Genomic DNA, 19224 nt, shown 5'->3' on the forward strand with positions numbered 1-19224 from the left:
GTGCCCACGCGTGCGTGGCTGCTCTGCGCGGTCACCGCCAGCGATGGCGACGCACCGAGTCTGACCGGGTGACGAGACGCGACAGCATCGCCGAGTGCACCTCGTCCTCGGTCGAAGTCACGCAGAAGCGCCGCGTCGCACCTGAAGCGTGTGACCGTGTCAATCAGGGTGATGACCGCCGGTGATGGATACCGGTATCTGCTGAACTCTGTTGTGGCGGGGGATGGGGACCGTGACGCCGCCTCTGCGCTGACCAGGTACTACCTCGAATCAGGCACGCCTCCTGGCACATGGACAGGATCCGGGCTCGTCGGGCTCCCCGGGGGCGTGGCCGCGGGCACGGTAGTGAGCGAGGAGCAGTTGCGGCGTTTGATGGGGTTCGGGCAGGACCCGAACAGCGTCGAGCAACTGGGGCGTCCGTACCGGAAATTCGCCACCGCCGCGGAACGTGTCGATCGTCGCATCGAGAAACTCTCCGGCACTCTCACCGACGAGGAGCGTGCGATCCAGACCGCTCTGATCGCGGCCGAGGAGGCGGCGAAGCCGACGGGCACGCCGGTGGCTGGGTTCGATCTGACGTTCTCAGTCCCGAAGTCCGTCTCGACGCTCTGGGCGATCGCTGACGGTGGGATACAGGCACTGATTGCCCAGGCGCATCACGCCGCGATCCAAGATGTGATCGCGCTGTTCGAGCGCGATGTCGCGATGACCCGGATCGGCGCGAAAGGGCCGCGGGGCGCAGTCGCCCAGGTCGAAGTCGAAGGTGTGATCGCGGCAGCGTACGATCACTACGACTCGAGAGCATCGGATCCGCAGCTCCACACCCATGTCGTCGTCGCGAACCGTGTCCAGGCCGTTCATGACGGAAAGTGGCGGACCCTCGATTCCCGGGCGATCCATGCTGCGGTGACGGGGTTGTCGGAACATTACAACGCGGTCCTCTCCGACCACCTCACAGCGATGCTCGACGTGGGGTGGGAGGCGCGGGAGCGTGGTGCGGGGCGGTCGACGGCGTGGGAGATCGCCGGGGTGCCGCAGGAGCTGATGGACAAGTTCTCTTCCCGCACCCGTGATATCGAGCAGGTCAAGGACCGCCTCGTCGCCGAGTACGTGGTCAAACATGGGAGGCAGCCGTCTCCGAAGTTGTTGTGGCAGTTCCGGCAACAGGCCACGTTGGAGACGCGGCCTCCGAAGCAGCACCAGTCGCTGCGCGACCTCACCACCGGCTGGCGAGACCGCGCCACCGAACTTCTCGGAGAGGACGCTCCGACGTGGGCCACAACCCTCCTGGCCGGGAGTGCTGGGGAACCGTTGCTGCGCGCGGACGACATCCCCCTCGGCGATCTCGAGCAGGTTGCCGAGGACGTGGTGGCGCGGGTGGGTGATCGGCGGTCAACGTGGAAACGGTGGAACCTCCACGCCGAGGTAGTCCGGCAGACGATGGGACTTCGGTTCGCGTCCGCGACCGACCGTGACCAGATCACCCGGCAGATCGTCGACGCCGCAGAACGTGTCTCTCTGCAGTTGAGCCCGCCGGAGCTCGCGTCGAGCCCGCCGACGTTCCGCCGCCCAGATGGGTCGAGCGTGTTCCGCCCGAAAGCCGCGACCGTGTTCTCGTCTGAACAGGTGCTCGCGGCAGAGGATCGTCTCCTCGCCGCGTCGAACGACAGGAGCGCGCCGACGGTGCCGCTGGCATGGGTTGAGCAGGCAGCGCGGACGAAGAACCGAGACGGGCATGTGCTGTCACCGGATCAGGAGCGCGCGATCGCGAAGATTGGTGTCTCCGGCCGCACCCTCGACGTCCTGGTCGGCCCGGCAGGGACGGGGAAGACAACGACGATGTCCGCGTTGCGGCGGGCGTGGGAGAAACGCCACGGCACGGGCGCTGTCATCGGTCTCGCGCCGTCTGCGGCTACCGCTGATGTCCTGGCCGGGGATTTGGGGATCTCGACGGAGAACACGGCGAAGTGGCTCCACGAACACCGCCACGGCAACTGGAACCTCACACCCGGTCAACTCGTCATCATCGACGAAGCCTCCCTCGCCGGAACCCTCGCGCTCGACACCATCACCACCCACGCCACCGAGGCCGGCGCGAAGGTACTCCTTGTCGGCGACTGGGCGCAGCTCGCGGCCGTGGATGCGGGTGGGGCGTTCGGAATGGTCGTCCGTGACCGGGACGATGCCCCGGAGCTCACCGACGTCAGGCGGTTCCGCAACGAGTGGGAGAAACACGCCTCCCTCGGCTTGCGGATCGGGGACACCGACGTCATCGACACCTACCTCGACCACGACCTCATCACCCCCGGCGGCTACGAGGACATCCTCGAGCAGGCATATCAGGCATGGCGCGCCGACCAAGCCGAAGGGAAAGCATCGGTATTGGTGGCCGAGACCCTCGACACCGTCTCCGAACTCAACACCCGCGCCCGCACCGACCGCATTCTCGCCGGTGACGTCGCTCTCGACGGCGTACGGCTCCATGACGGGAACGAGGCTTCCCGTGGCGACCTGGTCATCACCCGGAAGAACGATCGGCGACTCGCGATAGGGCGAGGGTGGGTGAAGAACGGCGACCGGTGGACCGTGACCCGCGCGAACGATGACGGATCTCTCACTGTCCGCCGCGCCCACTCCAAATGGCGCACCACCATCACCCTTCCTGCCGCGTATGTGAGCGAACATGTCGAGCTGGGGTACGCGATCACCGCGCACCGCGCACAAGGTTCCACGGTCGATACCGCGCACGCGATCGTCTCGTCACCAGAAATGACCCGCGAGTCCTTCTACGTTGCGATGACTCGCGGCCGGGAATCCAACCACGCCTACATCGCCACCGACCAACATCACCTCGAAGAACATCAACACCGTGACGACCTGCAGATGACTGCCAGGAGCATCCTCTACGGCATTCTGCAACACGTCGGTGCCGAACAATCCGCCCACGACACGATCACCACTGAGCACGAAGCGGGGGGATCGCTGGCGCAGTTGGCTGCCGAATACGACACCATCGCCCAAGAAGCTCAGCAACACCGATGGATCGCCCTGCTTGAGCAAGGTGGCCTCACCACCGAAGCGGTCGATGAACTCGTCCAGACCGAGTCATTCGGGGTCCTGACCACCGAGCTGCGGCGTCTCGAAGCCGCCGGCCACGACATCGAAAACCTCCTGCCACGGGTCGTGCACGCAGGAAACCTCGACGAGGTCGATGATCTCGGGTCGATGCTGCGGTACCGGATCCAAAAGCTCACCAGCACCTACCCTCCCAGCGCTCGCCGAGTCGCAGGGCTCATCGCTGGTGTTGTCCCGCGAGCTACTGGCATCACTGATCTCGAGATGCAGCGAGCGCTCGAAGAACGCGAACACCTCATGGTCAAACGCCTTAACGCTCTCACCACAGCAGCGCTCGAACAGCCTGTTCCCTGGACGGCAGGACTCGACGTCCTCGACGCCGAGGCTCGCATCGTCGCGGTCCGTGCGGTTGCTGCGTACCGCGACCGATGGAGCACCACCTCGACCAGCCCACTGGGGCCCGTACCCGTCGACGATGCGCAACGCATCGACTACGAACGCACCCGAGACATGCTCACCGGCCTTCAACAGGACGCTAGCGAGCCCCAAGAGTCCCCGCAGCGACCGGGCGGGCGGACCCTCTAAGCACTGTGACGCTGGAGCGCCTCAAAGTGCTCGCCCTTCCTTCTCGCTGAGCACTTGGGTATCCTGGCGGTGGCAGGAGCAACCACGCGCCAACCCCTCAGAAGCAGGGAACGGCAGACCGTTCGAGAGGTACCTCGGGCACTCAACCACTCAGGACCGAGCCACACCACCGCTGTCCTGCGTGCGAAAGTGAGGCCCATGTCATGCTCCTGAATCGACTCTGGAACGCCAGCGTCCACACCCGCGTCTTCCTCCGCAGATGGATGCCCACCAACATCCTCCTCGACGTGCTCCGCACCCGTCGCGGCCTCAAATGGGGCATCCCCGCGATGCTCCTCGGCGTCATCTACCTGCTGATCGCTGTGACCTGTACCGGACTCATCGAACAAGGGTGGAGCAAGTGGCTCTACCTCCTGTTCTTCCTCGCCCTGTGGAACGCGCTGAAGCTCATCCTCTTCGGGCCGTGGAGCCTTGTGCTCCTCGCAGGAGCGAGATTGCATGAACGACGCGCGCGTTCGTCCGTCCCACGTTAACGCCAGTCTGTGGAGAGCCTCACGCTTGTTGGATGCCCTGCATGCAATTCCACAGCGAGCTCAACCCGCCGCAGGGTTCTGACCCGACCGCGGGAGGGCTGTTCCTGTTCGTGTGGAATGCGGGAAGTTCCTTTTATCTCCCCGTCGAAGGGCTCAGCGCACTCCCGCACGCACCTCACTGCGCACAGATCGCAGGTCCAGCCGGACGTCGGTACTCACTGACCAGCGCGAAAAAACGGCGGGGCGCAGACCTGAACGGCCTTGCTATCCGGAAGATCCCGGACGAGATGTTCATCGCCTATCAGCGTCCGCGGGTCAACATGATCCGTGCGCCGGCCATGATCGCCATCTCGAGCACAGGCAGCGACGACTGAAACATCTTCGCCCGACGGGCAGCAGCAGCCTCGTTCGCGATGAACTGCTTGTTTTCGCGACTGCTCTCGACCCGCGTGTCCTGCAATTTCATGAGGTATTCGAAGAGGAAACGTTCGTGTTCCTCGCTGATGCCATCGCGGTCAAGACGGCCTTTTGCGATGGCCTGCAACTCGCTGAACGAGGCGCTCAACTCCGCCTGATCCTGTGCGTTCGCGGCGAGGGTCGTCTTGAGCGTCTCCTCCGTCGCTTTCATCGCATCGAGCGAGAACTGCAGGAGTCCCGGAACCAACTCGAACAACTCGGCGCGTAGCTCGTCCGACATTTCTGGAATCAAGGCCACGACGTCGGGGTACTTGGATTCCGGGATGCTCTCAACGCTCGACTCGCCAACCGTCTCGGCCAGCTCATCACCGCTGCTAATAGCCACGCTACCCCCTCTTCTCGACGTCCGGATTCGCCTCCTAGGCTACCTGTTCACCCGTAGCTCATTGAGCTTCTTCCGGGCCTCCACGGCGGCCTTCTCTGCCATCTTGAGTTCCCGCTCAGCCCGGGCGACTCGGTCATCATGCTTCCGTTCGGCCTCCGCCTTCCGCGCGGAGGCCTCGACCGTCTTCGTCGAGGTAACGACGCCACGAGTCATCTGGCACTCCGGACACAATGCCGTCGAAAAGCTCGGATGCAGATTGGTGTGGTGCACGCTCTGCTCGACGACATGACCGCAGGTCAGTGTGCGCTCCCAAATGTCAAGCTCCTCCTCGCGGCGCGGACTGCTCGTGAAGATGCGGTGGATGTGGTCGAATTGCTCGCGCGACATCGGGATGGGCGGGCAACAGTAGCCACAGTGTGTCGCCCTGGACCCAGACATACTCCACCGATGCGCGTCGCAGTCCGAATGCATTTCCTTATAGCGCTCTTGATCGGCCTCGTACTCGACCCTCTGCTCCGCCGTCAGGTACATCGTCCCGGGCCAGTTCCCGAGGCCATCGATGATCGGGAGTCCGCAGCCCCGACACGGCTCGCCAGCCGCGGCCTGCTCGCGAGTCAGGTACATCTCCTTCTCCTGCCAGTCCCGTCGCTTCGCCTCGTCGCGGTGCGCTCGCCATTCCGCCTTCAGCGCGGCCGTCATTCGGCGCTTTGCGGCCCGGGCTTCCTTCTGCTCCTCAGTTAGGGGCACCGAGACTCCTCACTTCGTCGGCCAATGTCGGAGGTCCCAGGCACGATGATCCCGTGTCAGACCTATACACAAAGAATGGCCGTCCGCTTCGACGTAGCGGTGACAAGTTATTTGCGCGCTCGGGAACATACGTGGGCAGGATCAAGGGCGACTACGTATTCGACCCTTCGGGACGCTACGCGGGCACGATCGTGGGGGAGCGCATTGTCTATCGCTCCACGCACTCCTCGAGGATAGCGAGCCCGTCGGTATCGGCGAACCGCGGAGGCAGTGGTGCAGGAAAACGTGGCGGCTCCGGCATGTGGGGCGACGAGCCGCCCTTCCCTGACTGAGTCGACGGGCTCAGCATGAGCGTTGGCCCTACAGTGAGTCTGGTGAGGGACCTTCCACTATCAGCAGGCGGCGATCTGGTCACGCGCCTGGCGCGCGAGCGCGATCCCGTTCGCGCTGTCGTCGAGCTTGTCTGGAACGCCATCGACGCCGAGGCCGACACTGTTCGCGTGCAATTGGCGCGAACCGATTTGGACGCCATCGAGCGTGTGACCGTCGAGGACGACGGCCACGGCATCACGTCGGACGAGGTGCAAGCCACATTCGGGCGTATTGGGGGGTCATGGAAGGCGCTCGCCAGCCGCTCCAAGAACGACAAGCGCGGCCTTCACGGGAAGCTCGGCGAGGGCCGCCTACGCGCCTTCGCGCTCGGCTCACGAGTGACGTGGGCGAGCGAGAGTGTCAACATGACCGGGGAGAGCGAACGTATCGTCATCGAGGGCGTCAAAGAGCGGGCAGAACCCTTCAGCTGGGAAGCTTCACCTTCGACCGAGACGACGACCGGCACGGTCGTGACCGCTCTGAACGAACAAGACCGCAGCCTTAACTCCCTTCTCAGCGACACGACTCTCGCGACTCTTACGTCTCACTTCGCTCCAGTGCTCCTCAACGACGACTCGCTGACGGTGATCTTCGACGGCTCAAAGCTCAACCCGAGCGATGAGATATTGGATGACACCACTGTCGAAGTCGGCCTCGACATCAACCAGAACGCTGTGCTCTCAATCCGCATCATCGAATGGCGCACGGGCAAGCATCGCGCGATCTACTTCGGTGAGGACGCGGAGCGATTCGTCGTCGAAATGTCGGGGGCCGAACTCGAGAGCCAGACGGCCTACTCGGCCTACGTCACCTGGAACGGCTTCGACGTCGACTCGCTGTCGGAGCTCGGACTCGGCGAGATGGCTCCAGACCCGGCCGGCGCCGTGTGGCGAGCCACCAAGACTGCCGTCCGCGAGCACTTCGCCTCGCGCCGTCGCTCGCGCCGTCGCGATCAAATCGACGAGTGGAAGTCGAAAGGTATCTACCCGTACGAGGCGGAGCCTACGACTGAAGCCGACAAGGCCGAGCGAGCTGTCTTCGACATCGTGTCTAGTGCCCTCGTGCCGCAGATCCCGAAGCGAAAGGACGGAGCACAGCTGACCCTGAACCTTCTTCGCGATGCGTTGAAGACTGATCCGGAGAACTTGGCCCTGCTGGTCAGCGAGTTCGTCGCCCTCACTGAGCAAGATCGACAGGCACTCACCAAGCTGCTCAGCGAGACAACGCTCGCAGGTGTGATCCGAGCCGCCAACCTCGTGACAAGTCGCACGAAGTTTCTCGCCGGGCTCGAGCACCTGCTCTTCGACCCAGACGACTCGAAGAAGGTTGGCGAACGCGACCACCTCCACAAGATTCTCGAGCACGAGCTCTGGATCTTCGGCGAGGAATACCACTTCATGAATAGTGAGCGAGGGCTCACACAGATGCTGCGGACGCACCTCAAGCTCGAAGGCTTGCCGACAGGCAAGGCCGAGCCCGTCAAACGATGGGACGGCAAGAGTGGACGAATAGATCTCCACCTCGCCGTCAAGGCAAAGGAGCACGACCGAATCCGTCATCTCGTGATCGAGCTGAAGGCGCCGGGCATCACTGCTGGACGCACCGAGCGGAACCAGATCGAGGACTACATCAACGTCGTCGCCGACAACGCCGCGTTCGCGAGCGATCGCTCGGTTTGGGAAGTCATCCTCGTGGTCACCGACTACGACGGTGTCATGGACAACTCGATCATCGGATCCGACCGCGAACTTGGACTGGTCTTCGAACCCGACAAAAAGCCCGGCCGTCCGACCGTGCGAGCGTACGTGCGCCGCTGGCGAGACATCATCGACGAGAACAAGAGACGCTTGGACTTCGTGACCAGCTCTCTCGAGTTCGACCCCTCGCTTGCCGAAGGATTGGCATTCATCCGTGAAGAGTATTCGGAGCTGATCCCCGACAAGTTGGCCGCTGACGAGGAGCCCCGCGGCGGGAACAACTAGCGGTCGGCACCGCTGGGTACAGTGAGGCACACAGTCCTCGCTGACGTGACATTTGGCATGCATCTCTCCGCCGATACCTTTGGTCGAGCAGAAAAGATGCGGCCGCAGAGGTGCCGAAAGGAAAAACGTGCTCAATGATGAACAGCTCGCGGCGATCATCGAAGCCGGATACGAGCAGCGTGGAGTCGAGTTCAAGAGCGCGGGCGATCGCACCGACAGGGCATTCCTCGCGAACGTAGCGCGCGCCGTCCTCGCACTTGCGAATCAGCGAGATGGCGGTTACGTCATCGTCGGTCTCAGCGAGGACGGGATCGATGCCGCGGGAACCGGGCTCAGCGACGAGCAACTCAAGCAATGGTTGTCGTTTGACGATGTGACGGATCAGATCAACGCCTACGCCGATCCGCCGGTCCGGATCCAGCTTGGCCGCGGCGAACTGCCGGATGGTCGTTGCGTCGCGATCATCGAAGTAGCGGAGTTCTCTGAGATCCCGATTCTCAGCAAGAAGGACTACCCCAAGCGCATCGTCGCAAGGCAGCTCTACACCCGCTCGATGGCGAAACCCGAGAGCTCCACATCCATGACGCAGAACGAGCTGCGAGAAGTGATCGCACTGGCCACCGAGAAGCAACTTGCTCGCTTCCTCGAGACCGCACAGAAGGCGGGCGTGCACCTGAGCCAAGCAGAGACTACCGCGGCTCGTGACGAGTTCGCAGCCCAGGTGCAGATTGCCCGGAGCAGCGGCTTCCACCTGAACGCGACGTCGCCGCAACTAGTCACCACCATCCACCCAGAGACGTTCAGCGCGCGGCAGATTCCGTTCCCTGAGCTGATCCCGGCGGTGCAGAATGCCACCGTTCGTTGGCGCGGTTGGCCCTTCCCGTGGGTGCAGCGCCCAACATCAGGGCGGGATTGGGTGGGTGAACAGAACGACAGCATGCACCCTGAGACGTGGCAGTTCTTCGAGAGTGGCCAGTTTCTCGATTGCCGCGCCATCGAAGAGTTCGGCCCCGACGCTGACGGCTTCCTCGATGACCGGGAGCCGATCAACGGCTACCTCCCGATCTGGGTGCCAGTTCTCCACTTCACTGAGGTGATCGAGTTCGCTGGCCGACTACAGCGGTCACAATTCGCCGGCGAGCGCATCAGCATCGAGCTCGCCCTTCACAACATTCACCGTTTTGTCCTGGTGGCCGCGCACCGGAACCGTTCCGGTCTCCACGGCACCTACGCCTACAACGACGACGCCTGGGACTACGAGATCCTCCTGACTCCGGAAGAAGGACTCACGAACCCGAGAGAACTCGCCGTCGATGCCGCCCTGGATCTCCTGCAACGCTTCAACTGGAGGGGCGCGACGCGGGAACTCCTCCAGGGCATCCAAATCGAAGCCTTCGGGCCGGAACAGCCGTAGTGGTACGCCCCAGGCAGATCCCCGCGCTCCGATCCGACTAACAGCTTCGGGTATGGGATCGACCCGGTGCGTCTGCCACCGGTGCGTCGTTGGCTCGTGTCGGATGCCCCAGATACTCTGGGAACGTGAGCACCCCTGCCAACGTCACTCAGCTTCTCGCGCGACCTCTCGGTCCTCGCGGGTCGCGGGGACTAGTTGGGTCAGCGGATCCGGCTGCTGAACTGACGCCGGTCGCCGCCGCCGTGCTGGCGGCCATCCCCGCGTGGTGGTCGGCTCGAGCGACACGAGCAGGTCTTGCAGACGAGTGGACGGATGTGCACTTTGCTGTCGACGTGACACCGCCGCTCGTGCTGGGGGAAACCCCGCCACTCGAGCCGGACTGGGCGCTTCTCACCCCTGAACAGGTTGGCGCCGCATACGTCGAATCGCTTGCGTCCGAGACTCGAGCACGGCATGGACGTCACTACACTCCGCACGAGCTGGCGGGGGAACTCTGGTCGATGACCAAAGCCGCTCTCGAAATGAAGCGGCCAGTGATGCAGTTGCCGGGCCTCGTGCGCGACCCGGCCTGCGGAGCGGGCGCCCTGTTGCTGCCAGCGCTGCGGGAGCACCTCGCGGCAAGCGCCACGATCGATCCACGCCTGGTCTTGAACCGTCTGCCCTCTGTTATCGAGGGTATCGACTCAGATCCGGCCGCAGTGTGGGTGGCGAACGTTGTGCTTGCGGCGGAGATGCTTCCAACGCTCGCCCGCATTCCAGAGGCCCACAGGCGGCCGCTGCCGGCCCTCGCGCATGTCGGCGACGGCCTTGCGCCGGATCGAGCACCCGCACGCGCGATACTCATGAACCCGCCCTATGGGCGCGTGCGCCTGAGCGAGGCCGACCGTGCTCGGTTCGCGAAGTCGCTGTATGGACACGCGAACCTTTACGGGATGTTTATGGCTGTCGGAGCCGAGTCGCTGGACGCCAACGGTGTCCTTTCCGCTCTCGTCCCGACATCGTTCACCGCGGGGCGCTACTTCGAACCGCTACGGGTCTATCTGACGTCACAGCTACGACTGGAGAGTGTGGCCTTCGTCGCCGATCGCTCCGGAGTATTCACCTCCGTCCTTCAGGAGACCTGCCTGGCGACGCTCACACGCCGGCGTGTGCGCAAAGTGGCTGTACGAGCGATCGGCTCGGCCGTGGAGGAAGTCGCGACGATCGCCTCGCCAACCGGGGGCAACCCCTGGATCCTTCCTCGCCGCTCGGACCTGGCTCCCGTGGCGGCTGCTGCCGCGAAGCTTCCCAACACGCTCTCGAGCGTGGGCTGGAAGGTCAGCACGGGGCCACTGGTCTGGAACCGGCGAAAGGACGATCTCTTCGCACGGCCCGCGAACGGGCGCCACCAGATCGTGTGGGCAGCCGATATCGATGGCGGTGCTGTGCACCGCGACGTGAGGCGCGCCTCGACAAGATACCTGGCGCTGCACTCAGAGCGCGATCGACACGTAATGCTTCTGACCACTCCGGTAGTGCTCGTACAGCGGACCACGGCACCAGAGCAGACGAAACGACTCGTCGTGGCCGAACTCACCGAAGAGGACTTGGCTCGCGTCTCGGGCGGTGTCGTCGTTGAAAACCACGTCAACATCATCCGGCCGGTCGGCGACGAGCAGATGCTGAGTCGCCGCCTGCTGACCAGAATCCTCTCAACACCCACCCTCGACAAGCTGGTCCGTTGCATCTCCGGCTCGGTCGCGCTGTCCGCCTACGAGCTCGAGTCGATCACCCTTCCCGATGCCGAGACGCTCAAGGCATGGGAGATGCTCTCAGACGAAGAACTCGAGCGAGCCGTTGCCCCGACATACGGTCTTCAGGAGCAGCCGGCGAAATGAGGCCGGTCATCACGGCCGAAGAGGCCACCAAACGTCTTCTCGTCATCTTCCCGCGCACGGCGTTCGATGCCGTCATGTCCAGCCCGCTCGCTGGCGCTGCTGTTGCCGCGTTGATATACGTCGACGCCGTCGCCGACCACCCGAAGAGCCTCTTCTGGGCGCGCCCATCCATGGTGACCTGGATGTCCGAGATCATGCGGGAACAGAACAGCGACCAGGACCGGCGCGCATGGCGTGATGAAGCAGCGAAAGGGGCGAAGGCGCTCTCCGGCCTCCTGCAGTCATGGGGCGTTCCAGACACTCCGGGATACGCAGACAACTCCCGAGAGACTCTCCGCGACGAGACGTTCCGTAAGTGGCGGGAGCACGGCGCGCTCCGCGAGCGTCTCGATCTTCCGAAGACCTCCGGCGCTGGGCGTTGGACGATGGAGCCACACTTCGCTGACTTGTTCGAGCCCGGACTGAGCGGATCAGAGATGGGGGTCGCCGCCGCGGAGTGGCGCGAGGCGCACCTGACTCCGGCAGCGAAGCTTCGAGTGCGTTTTGCGCTCGAAGGCGAACAAGCGAGCCACGCCGTGACAGTCACACTCCCGAACAATGCCGGCACGCGGACTCTCGAAGTCGGCCGCGCGTCCCTGATTCTCAAAGGCGTCATCGAGAACTGGGCGCCCGTTCGACTACGCAACCCCTACGTGGTCTCCGTCAGCGAGCCAGGCGACAAGGTACTCACAGCAGACGCCAAACTCCTTTCATACCTCGGCGTGACCATCAACGTCTCCAGTCTTCTTCCCGACGCGCTGATCGCCGACGTCGCAGACAGCACGGTCGACTTCTGGTTCATCGAGGCGGTCAACACCGACGGGGAAATCAACGAAGCCCGCAAGCGGGACTTCCTGGAGTGGGCACAACTGCAAGGGATTGACACCGAGCGATGCCGGTTCCTCACCGCGTTCAGCTCGCGCAACGACCCTGCTGCGAGAAAGCGCCTGAAGGATCTCGCAGCAGGCACCTACGCATACTTCGCCGACGAGCCCAACCACGAACTCGCTTGGTATGCGATCCCTGGGGTCCGCAGGGACGATTCAAAGTGATCGCACTGCGAACGAATCCCTCGCGCCCCGGTCGCATCGCCGCGCGCGCCTCCTCGTTCGTTGCAGCGTGCCACGGATAGTGGCCCGCATGTCCGAGAATGATCCGACAGCGTCGCCGCTTGATGACGGTCATGGGACCGCGTCTCAAACTCCGGTTGGTGACGGCAACTGGTTTAGACGCAGATGGGTCGCTCTTACCACTCGACGCCTCGAGCGGCAACAGATTCGGCCCCGTCGACCATCGAGGCCCGGTAACACCATCCCACTCAAGGCTTTGGCGCCCGACTACCAGCGCCTGCATCACCAGGTCTACCTCGACCTCCTTGAACGGGCGGTGCGTCACCCGGACACGCGCAGCATCGCTCTCACTGGCTCCTATGGTTCGGGGAAGTCCAGCGTGCTCCGCGCCCTCGGCCGGTCATGGTGGCGACGCCGACACATCGTGGAGCTCTCGCTCTCGACGCTTGATCCTGACCTGATCCCTCCTGCTCAGGTTCAGAACCCTGCCGAAAGAGAGAAGAGCAACCAGATTCAGAAGGAGCTCGTTAAACAGCTTCTGTACCGGCTGCCGCCGGGGCAAACACCCCGGTCGCGATTCCCTCGCGCTGCTAGGCCCAGCCCGGGCACGGGGCTGTTGGTGGCGATCACGGCGGCTATCGCTGTCGGATTCGCGTGGGTGGTAGCGCTCCTTGCAGGGTGGCACCCGGTGATCACGCAGAGGATCGACGAGGTCGGCTGGTCCGCGCTGTGGTTCTGGATCACCGCCACTGGGCTGGTCACGTTCGTCACTACCGCGGCGTGGTGGGTGCTCGCTGGTAAATACGCGCTCCAAGCCGGTCTGAAAGCCGGAGCAGTCACTGTCAGCCTGGCCCCGACATCGTCGAGTTACTTCGATCAGTATCTCGACGAGATCATGTACTTCTTCCAGGTCAGCAGGGCCCGCATCGTGCTCATCGAGGACGTCGATCGCTTCGACGATGCCGTCGTCTTCGACACCCTGCGCGCGCTCAATACCCTCATTAACAACTCCCGCCAGATCGGCCGCCGAGTGATCTTTGTCTACGCGATCCGGGACAGCGTTCTCGGACGCATCGGAGCGAAGAAGACGGCGAGAGATCCCGAAGCGAACCAGCCGGCCGTGATCGACACACCGCCCACGCTTGAGATCGATAAGGCCAATCGAGCAAAGTACTTCGACGTCATCATCCCCATCGTCCCGTTCGTCACTGCCGACAACGCCCGAGACCTCATGATGGACACGATGCGACCGCACCTCGCGTCCAGCGAGGGTGCCCCGGGGGTTTCGTCGGCACTTATTCGGCTCGCGGCGCGACATGTTGCTGACATGCGGACACTCTTGTCGATCCGGAACGAATTCGAAGTTCACCTCGACCGGCTCATGACTTCCGCCCGGGCGCCGATGCCCGACATCAGCCACGACATCATCTTCTCCCTCGTGCTCGTGCGCGCAACGAGTCCCGATACCTACGAGAAGATCCGGCTGAAGACCAGCCCGCTGGATGACCTCAACGCCAGATGGCTCACTCTCGTCGATGAGAACCTTGAAACCCTCACCGGCGAACTCACCAGACTACGAACCCAGCTCGAATCCGGAGCCGCTCTCGATCTGCGCCTGCGACGGACGGCAGATGCGCTGGACGCGCGGCGCTCTGAACTCTTCGAACTCGCGCAAGGCATCGCCCCCGAACGCGTCCAATTCAGTGGTCCTCTGTCCGACGACAACCTGGCGAACCTGGCAGGATGGCAGCAGATCGCTGACGGGCAGCAGCTGACCTTGACCTTCTTCACTAAGGCCGATCGATTCAGTCAGCGACAGACGAAGACAGCGACGATAGGACGCCATCTGCTGTCGCAACTTCTAGACGTGCCGATCGACCCCGCCTCGTGGCGAACAGCTGATGTGGTTGAGCTCAACAACGCGATCGCGTCCACCGAATCGGAGATCCGATTCCTGAGACACCACACTTGGGCCGAACTGCACGTGCGGCCCGACCTCACTGTTACTGCAGCAGCAAGCGCAGCCCCAAACAGTGCAGGGAACCACTCAGCGGGTGCGGCGTCAGAAGCTCCCAACTCGCCTGCTTCCACCCGCGTCAACTTTGCTGACCTTGTCCACGAATACGCACCGAGCGACCTCGTGGCCGACCTCATCGCGCACGGTTACCTTCCGCGACACTTCGCAAGGTACGCATCGACGTTCTACGGCAAAGTCGTCGGGCTCAACGCCACCGAGTTCATCTCCAGGGCCATCGAACCAGGCACGCCCATCATCGAATATGAGCTGAACGAACTGGACGTTGCTCAAGTACTCACAGAACAGCAAGCGGATAATGACGACGCAGACCTGTTTGACGATCCGAGCATCTACAACCTCGACATCGTTGCCTACCTCCTCTCGCACCGACCTCAGGCTGCACAGCGGGTCGCGGATCATCTAGCTGCAAGGTGGGGCGAGGCAGAACGGAGCTTCCTGAGCCGGTTCCTGCAACGGGCAACTGGTGACCAGGCCGCCGCTCTCACCTCGATGATGGCGCCCACCTGGCAGGACGCACTCCACTTCACCACCTCGGAAGTGGACATCGCCCCAGCCTCCCGACTCCAGCTGGTGGACGCCGTCCTCGACACCATCGGCTCGGGCGAGCGTGATGATCTCGATCCCGAAACTGGACACTTCCTCGCTGCCAACTACCCGCAGCTTTCCACCGTTACCGCTCCACGGAACCCCGAGCGCGCAGCAACCGTGATGGCCGTCTTCGCACAAGCCGACGCAACAATCTTTGATCTCACCCCACTCAACGACACCGCCATCAACGCAGCGACAGCGCTGAGCATCTATCCGGTAACTGCACCGAACCTGCGAGCGATCGGCGGAGCTGACGACGTACCGCTCGATGCCTTGCGCTCACGGGCGGAAGGCCAGCAGATCTACGAACACATGCTTAGCCACGTTCCCGACTACCTCGACGCGCTCAAGAAGCTCGACCCGCCAGCTACGCCGATCAAGGATCCGTCCCAGTTCACCGCTGTCCTCAACGACATAGCCACATCATCGGGAAACGACTGGTTCGACGAGTTCGTCCCTGCCACGGCGGACGCATGCACCGTTCCGAATCTCGAGAGCGTCGAGCCATCAGCATGGACAGCGCTCGTGGAATTCAGACGAACAGATGAGACTTTCGAAAACGTCGACCGCTACGTGAACGAACACGGACTCGACGCCACGCTCGGCGAGTTCCTCACCGAGCGCGTACAGATCACGACCAGCGCAGAAACTACTCAAGCAGCAAAGACAGCGCTGGCCGCCACGTTACTTTCCGCGAAAGACTCGCTCCCTGACCCTTCGACGCGCGTCGCACTCGTCAAATCGCTCCAGCCCGGCGTGCTCCCGATCACGCACGTTGGAGCACACGATGGTGAGCTTGTAGGTCTCCTCCTCAGCGAAGGTCTACTGGCTGACGTCCCAGACACGTTCTCTGCCGAACTGCTCTCGGACTGGCGCAACCTGGAGAGCGCCATGCAGGCCTCACAGAGTTTCGCCGAGTTCGCAGACGTAACGACCATGCCGCCCCGTCACCTCGCTGCCATGTTGATTAGCAACAAGGTGTCGGCGGAGACACGGAACGCATTAACAGCGAAACTCGTGGAGCTGCTCACAGGAGCAACCGCGACAGACGCGACTGCCGTCGCCAACGTGCTTGCACGGCAAGGCAAACAACTTGACTTCGCGCGGATTGACGCGCTGCGCCACTCCGGCGCTGCCCGCCGCGCACTCATACAACTCGCGGCTACTCAAAGCGAAGGGCTGTCAACAACCGAACTGAGGACGCTCTTGCACGCGATGGGCGGGGACTACCGACGGCTCGCTGTCGGCGGGAGTGGGGTTGTGCGCTTTGACGTCGACGGTGACCATCGGGCTGTGCTCGCCCGCTTAGCGGGGATCACGCACACCGGAGCGAAAGAGGGGTCCACTTTGAGGCACGGAACGAAGCTCGAGGCAAATCTGAAACACGCGCCGGCGATTCAACAGTAATGCTGTAAGCGCTGCGGCCCTTTCGTGAGTCCCGATTGCAGAACGTATGCAGTGATCCCAGAGGGGCGTCATCGCTCGGACCTCTCGCTGAGGCGAGAGAGCAACCTGCGAGATGTCAACGATCACTGCAGGGACTTACCTGAGTCGCTGAAGCGCGCACCTGATAGAGAGCGGAGCCCGCTCTGGACCCATACGTAAACCCCACGTAAACCTCTGACCGATCTGTGGATGGCTACCAAGAGCCGGGACCTGGCCGGGACCTGATACATGCAAACCATGCAATCCATGACATGAAATAGGGCCTTCTGAGGGGCAGAGAAGCCCGGAAAATCAAGGAACTGGGCTGAACCGTCTACCTGGGGGTCAAGGGGTCGCAGGTTCAAATCCTGTCATCCCGACCGGAGGGCTGTTGGCAAAACTGATAGCAAAACAGCTCGAGCTAGTCGGAAAACACGAAGGGCCCCTGCATATACGCAGGGGCCCTTCGTGTTTCGGGTTGCTGTGAGGTTTTTTCCGATGCTCACCGGGGTTCAACGTCGGCGGGAGCGCGCTTTCGAGACGTGTTCGTGCCGATTTCTGGGTCGCCGGACGTCGTCCGGTCCAGCGGGTGAGTATGCCGTTCTTTCGGCGGCGGTGAAATCAGGGTGCAGGGTGCGCTGTCACGTTCGAAGCGGTCGGGGGTCCGCGGTGCGCTTGAGGACTTTGGTGTTGTAGACGCGGATGTCTCCGCTTCCGGTCGTCTTTGTGTATCTGTTCGCCCAGCGTTCGCGGCGGCGCAGCGGTGCCGGTGGCGCTGTCTTGCGCTCGCGGCGCTGCTCATCGTCCAAGAACGCGGCGATCTTCCGGATGTTGTGGTTGACGAGCAGCAGCGTGATGATGATCTGCGCAGCGCTCATTCCTCGGACGCGGCGGCGGCCGGCGGTTTCGATGTCTTCGTCGCCGGATGCCTTCAGTTGCTGGTTCTCTGACTCGACCGTGTTCCGCGCATGCTGGTGGAACTTTTCCCACTCGTCGGTTCCGTAGTCGAATGCCTGTGCCGGCTGCTGCATGGCGGAAAAATCGAATGCCACGGAGTCCTGCGTGCAGATCTTGTCGAGGAACTCCTGCTCGAGCGTTTCCGGCTCGATGTGCGGGCGTGCCTTCTTGGCTGCGGAGAGCATCATTTCGCGCGGTGGGCAGGTGACTGTCGGACTGGGCCCGAGGGCGGGGCATCTCAGGATCACCTTTCCCCCGGGCGACTTCGCCTTCTCTTTCACGTGAAGCGCGAAATCCTTGCGGCTCTTGATGCGCGTCTTGTAGGTCGCGATGTCAATGACGCCCTTCTGAACGTCGACGGTCGCTGAGAGGAGTTCAGGTTCGGTGGAGGGGCAGTACATGTCTCCCTCCACGGCGAGCGCGCCGTGCTGTCCTCCGCGAACTCCGAGTCTGTCTACCCGATACTCCGTAGATGGAGTGAAGCCGGTCTCAAGGGCCGGCTTGAGCAACCGCCCGGGAACGCTATTGGCCCAGTACTGCTTGTCAGCGTCGGCGACTCCGGGCTCCATCCCCAGCATTGCGGCGGACCGAAGCAGGTCAACAGCCTCTTCCGCAACCTCGCGGTTGGGGATGCTGAGACTGGCGGCGACGACGAGAGTGGGGAACCGCCTGCTGCCGGGGGCCTCGGAGTCGACTCGGACAGCAAGGTTCGCGACCCACCCTCAGTCAAAGACCTTTCCGGCATTGCCCTTGTCCTTCGGATTGGTCTGGTCGGTTTCGTTTCGCGCGTAGTCGGTGCGCTCGCCGTTGCTGACGTGCCACCCCGCGAACGCGTCGACTGGGCCGGGAGAAATCTTGCCGAAGTCGTTCGTGCTGCGCTCGAGCGCAATCTTGTTCTTGATGGTCTTGTGCGAGAACCCACGGGTCGTGGGAGTGCCGACGTAGGTCTGGTCGAACGACAGATCCAGCTTGCGGTAACGGCGGCGGCTGCCTCCGGCCCGTACATCCACCAGTTCCCGCTGCGCACGGCGGTGGGCAGCCGCGTCCGGCTGTCGGAGCTCGATGACCACGTGACCGTCGTGGGACATCAGCCCGAGTTCGATCCGGAGCGTCGGCTGTGGTTCTGCGATCTGCAGGTCGAGCCCGGCGACGCCTACACGCCGTTCGTGCAGCTCGCGCTCGCGCGATACCAGCCGCACTCGCTGGACGGTCAGGAGATCTCGAAGGTGGTCAAGGCCGACTTCGTGCAGCTGCTGCCACGGCGGGAGGCCACGTTCGTCCTCGAACCCGCGCGACGCGCCGTCGTGGTGACTCTCGGCGGGGCGGTCGGGATCGCCGCGCACGCGGTGACCCTACCCACTCCCGCCAGTCGCATCGATGCGTCGCGGCGCGTGGAGGCCTGGGTCGAGCGGCTGCCCGCGGGTGCCACCAGCGACCTGGACTGGGTCGCCGTCGACGACCCCGTGCGACTGCCCGTCCGCCTCACGCTCGGCCGGCTGCGCCGCGAGGACTACGCGGATGCGGAGTGGGCGGGCGTCGTGGGGATGCCCGAGGCGGAGGCGGGCGATCGCCTGCGCATCCGGATCGCCGAGTACGAGCTGCATCAGGCCGACGCGCTCGGGGCGCCCGTCGTCGCGGCGTTCGCCCTGCGCGAGCGCAGACTGGTCTACGCCGACAGCGTCGATCTGCCGGGGGAATGAGTCACGCACACGCGCCGCAG

At 63.5% G+C, this 19224-nt stretch carries 12 protein-coding genes; 8 read left to right on the top strand and 4 right to left on the bottom strand.

The genetic code is table 11. From position 1 onward, the window contains the following. The first annotated feature begins 171 nt into the window (after positions 1–171). Positions 172–3660, top strand: coding sequence for a MobF family relaxase (mobF, locus tag G3N18_RS00350; RefSeq protein WP_206692810.1), 3489 nt, complete (start codon positions 172–174; stop codon positions 3658–3660). 203 nt (positions 3661–3863) lie between these two features. Continuing rightward, a complete protein-coding gene (locus tag G3N18_RS00355; protein ID WP_196382345.1) occupies positions 3864–4193 on the top strand; it encodes a hypothetical protein in 330 nt (109 codons plus the stop codon). Between the two features lie 301 nt (positions 4194–4494). On the opposite strand, the gene G3N18_RS00360 is transcribed toward G3N18_RS00355, so the two are convergent. Together G3N18_RS00360 and G3N18_RS00365 are read right to left on the bottom strand one after the other, a co-directional pair. Then, positions 4495–4995: a hypothetical protein gene (locus G3N18_RS00360; RefSeq protein ID WP_196382346.1), complete on the bottom strand. Its 501-nt coding sequence runs from the start codon at positions 4993–4995 to the stop codon at positions 4495–4497. 39 nt (positions 4996–5034) lie between these two features. Further along, positions 5035–5742: a hypothetical protein gene (locus tag G3N18_RS00365; RefSeq protein WP_196382347.1), complete on the bottom strand. Its 708-nt coding sequence runs from the start codon at positions 5740–5742 to the stop codon at positions 5035–5037. Between the two features lie 347 nt (positions 5743–6089). Between G3N18_RS00365 and G3N18_RS00370 the strand changes: the two genes are divergently transcribed. The 5 genes from G3N18_RS00370 (at position 6090) to G3N18_RS00390 (ending at position 16529) form a co-directional block, all read left to right on the top strand. Continuing rightward, positions 6090–8096, top strand: coding sequence for an ATP-binding protein (locus tag G3N18_RS00370; RefSeq protein ID WP_196382348.1), 2007 nt, complete (start codon positions 6090–6092; stop codon positions 8094–8096). A 127-nt stretch (positions 8097–8223) separates the two neighbouring features. Further along, the gene (locus G3N18_RS00375; RefSeq protein ID WP_196382349.1) at positions 8224–9510 is read left to right on the top strand and encodes an RNA-binding domain-containing protein; all 1287 of its coding nucleotides are present in this window, start codon (positions 8224–8226) and stop codon (positions 9508–9510) included. A gap of 125 nt (positions 9511–9635) precedes the next feature. Continuing rightward, positions 9636–11387, top strand: coding sequence for an Eco57I restriction-modification methylase domain-containing protein (locus G3N18_RS16395; RefSeq protein WP_196382350.1), 1752 nt, complete (start codon positions 9636–9638; stop codon positions 11385–11387). Beyond that, complete coding sequence (locus tag G3N18_RS00385; RefSeq protein ID WP_196382351.1) at positions 11384–12478, top strand: BsuBI/PstI family type II restriction endonuclease; 1095 nt, start codon at positions 11384–11386, stop codon at positions 12476–12478. The genes G3N18_RS16395 and G3N18_RS00385 overlap by 4 nt, the downstream gene beginning before the upstream one ends. A 274-nt stretch (positions 12479–12752) precedes the next feature. Next, positions 12753–16529: a YobI family P-loop NTPase gene (locus G3N18_RS00390; RefSeq protein WP_196382352.1), complete on the top strand. Its 3777-nt coding sequence runs from the start codon at positions 12753–12755 to the stop codon at positions 16527–16529. Positions 16530–17188: 659 nt separating this feature from the next. Here G3N18_RS00390 and G3N18_RS00395 read toward each other — a convergent pair. Both G3N18_RS00395 and G3N18_RS00400 read right to left on the bottom strand, forming a co-directional pair. Continuing rightward, positions 17189–18073, bottom strand: a complete 885-nt coding sequence (locus G3N18_RS00395) for a hypothetical protein (protein WP_196382353.1) — start codon at positions 18071–18073, stop codon at positions 17189–17191. A gap of 153 nt (positions 18074–18226) precedes the next feature. Further along, complete coding sequence (locus G3N18_RS00400) at positions 18227–18574, bottom strand: hypothetical protein (RefSeq protein ID WP_196382354.1); 348 nt, start codon at positions 18572–18574, stop codon at positions 18227–18229. Between G3N18_RS00400 and G3N18_RS00405 the strand changes: the two genes are divergently transcribed. Further along, on the top strand, positions 18575–19204 hold the full coding sequence (locus G3N18_RS00405) for a hypothetical protein (RefSeq protein ID WP_196382355.1): 630 nt from the start codon (positions 18575–18577) through the stop codon (positions 19202–19204). Positions 19205–19224 lie beyond the last annotated feature (20 nt).

It is taken from the genome of Microbacterium paulum, assembly GCF_015707995.1.
Classification (GTDB): Bacteria; Actinomycetota; Actinomycetes; order Actinomycetales; family Microbacteriaceae; genus Microbacterium; species Microbacterium paulum.

Bases quoted from the DNA above. Each gene is read 5' to 3' on its own strand.
- mobF (WP_206692810.1), top strand. From the start codon at position 172: ATGACCGCCGGTGATGGATACCGGTATCTGCTGAACTCTGTTGTGGCG.
- G3N18_RS00355 (WP_196382345.1), top strand. From the start codon at position 3,864: ATGCTCCTGAATCGACTCTGGAACGCCAGCGTCCACACCCGCGTCTTC.
- G3N18_RS00370 (WP_196382348.1), top strand. From the start codon at position 6,090: ATGAGCGTTGGCCCTACAGTGAGTCTGGTGAGGGACCTTCCACTATCA.
- G3N18_RS00385 (WP_196382351.1), top strand. From the start codon at position 11,384: ATGAGGCCGGTCATCACGGCCGAAGAGGCCACCAAACGTCTTCTCGTC.
- G3N18_RS00395 (WP_196382353.1), bottom strand. From the start codon at position 18,073: ATGGAGCCCGGAGTCGCCGACGCTGACAAGCAGTACTGGGCCAATAGC.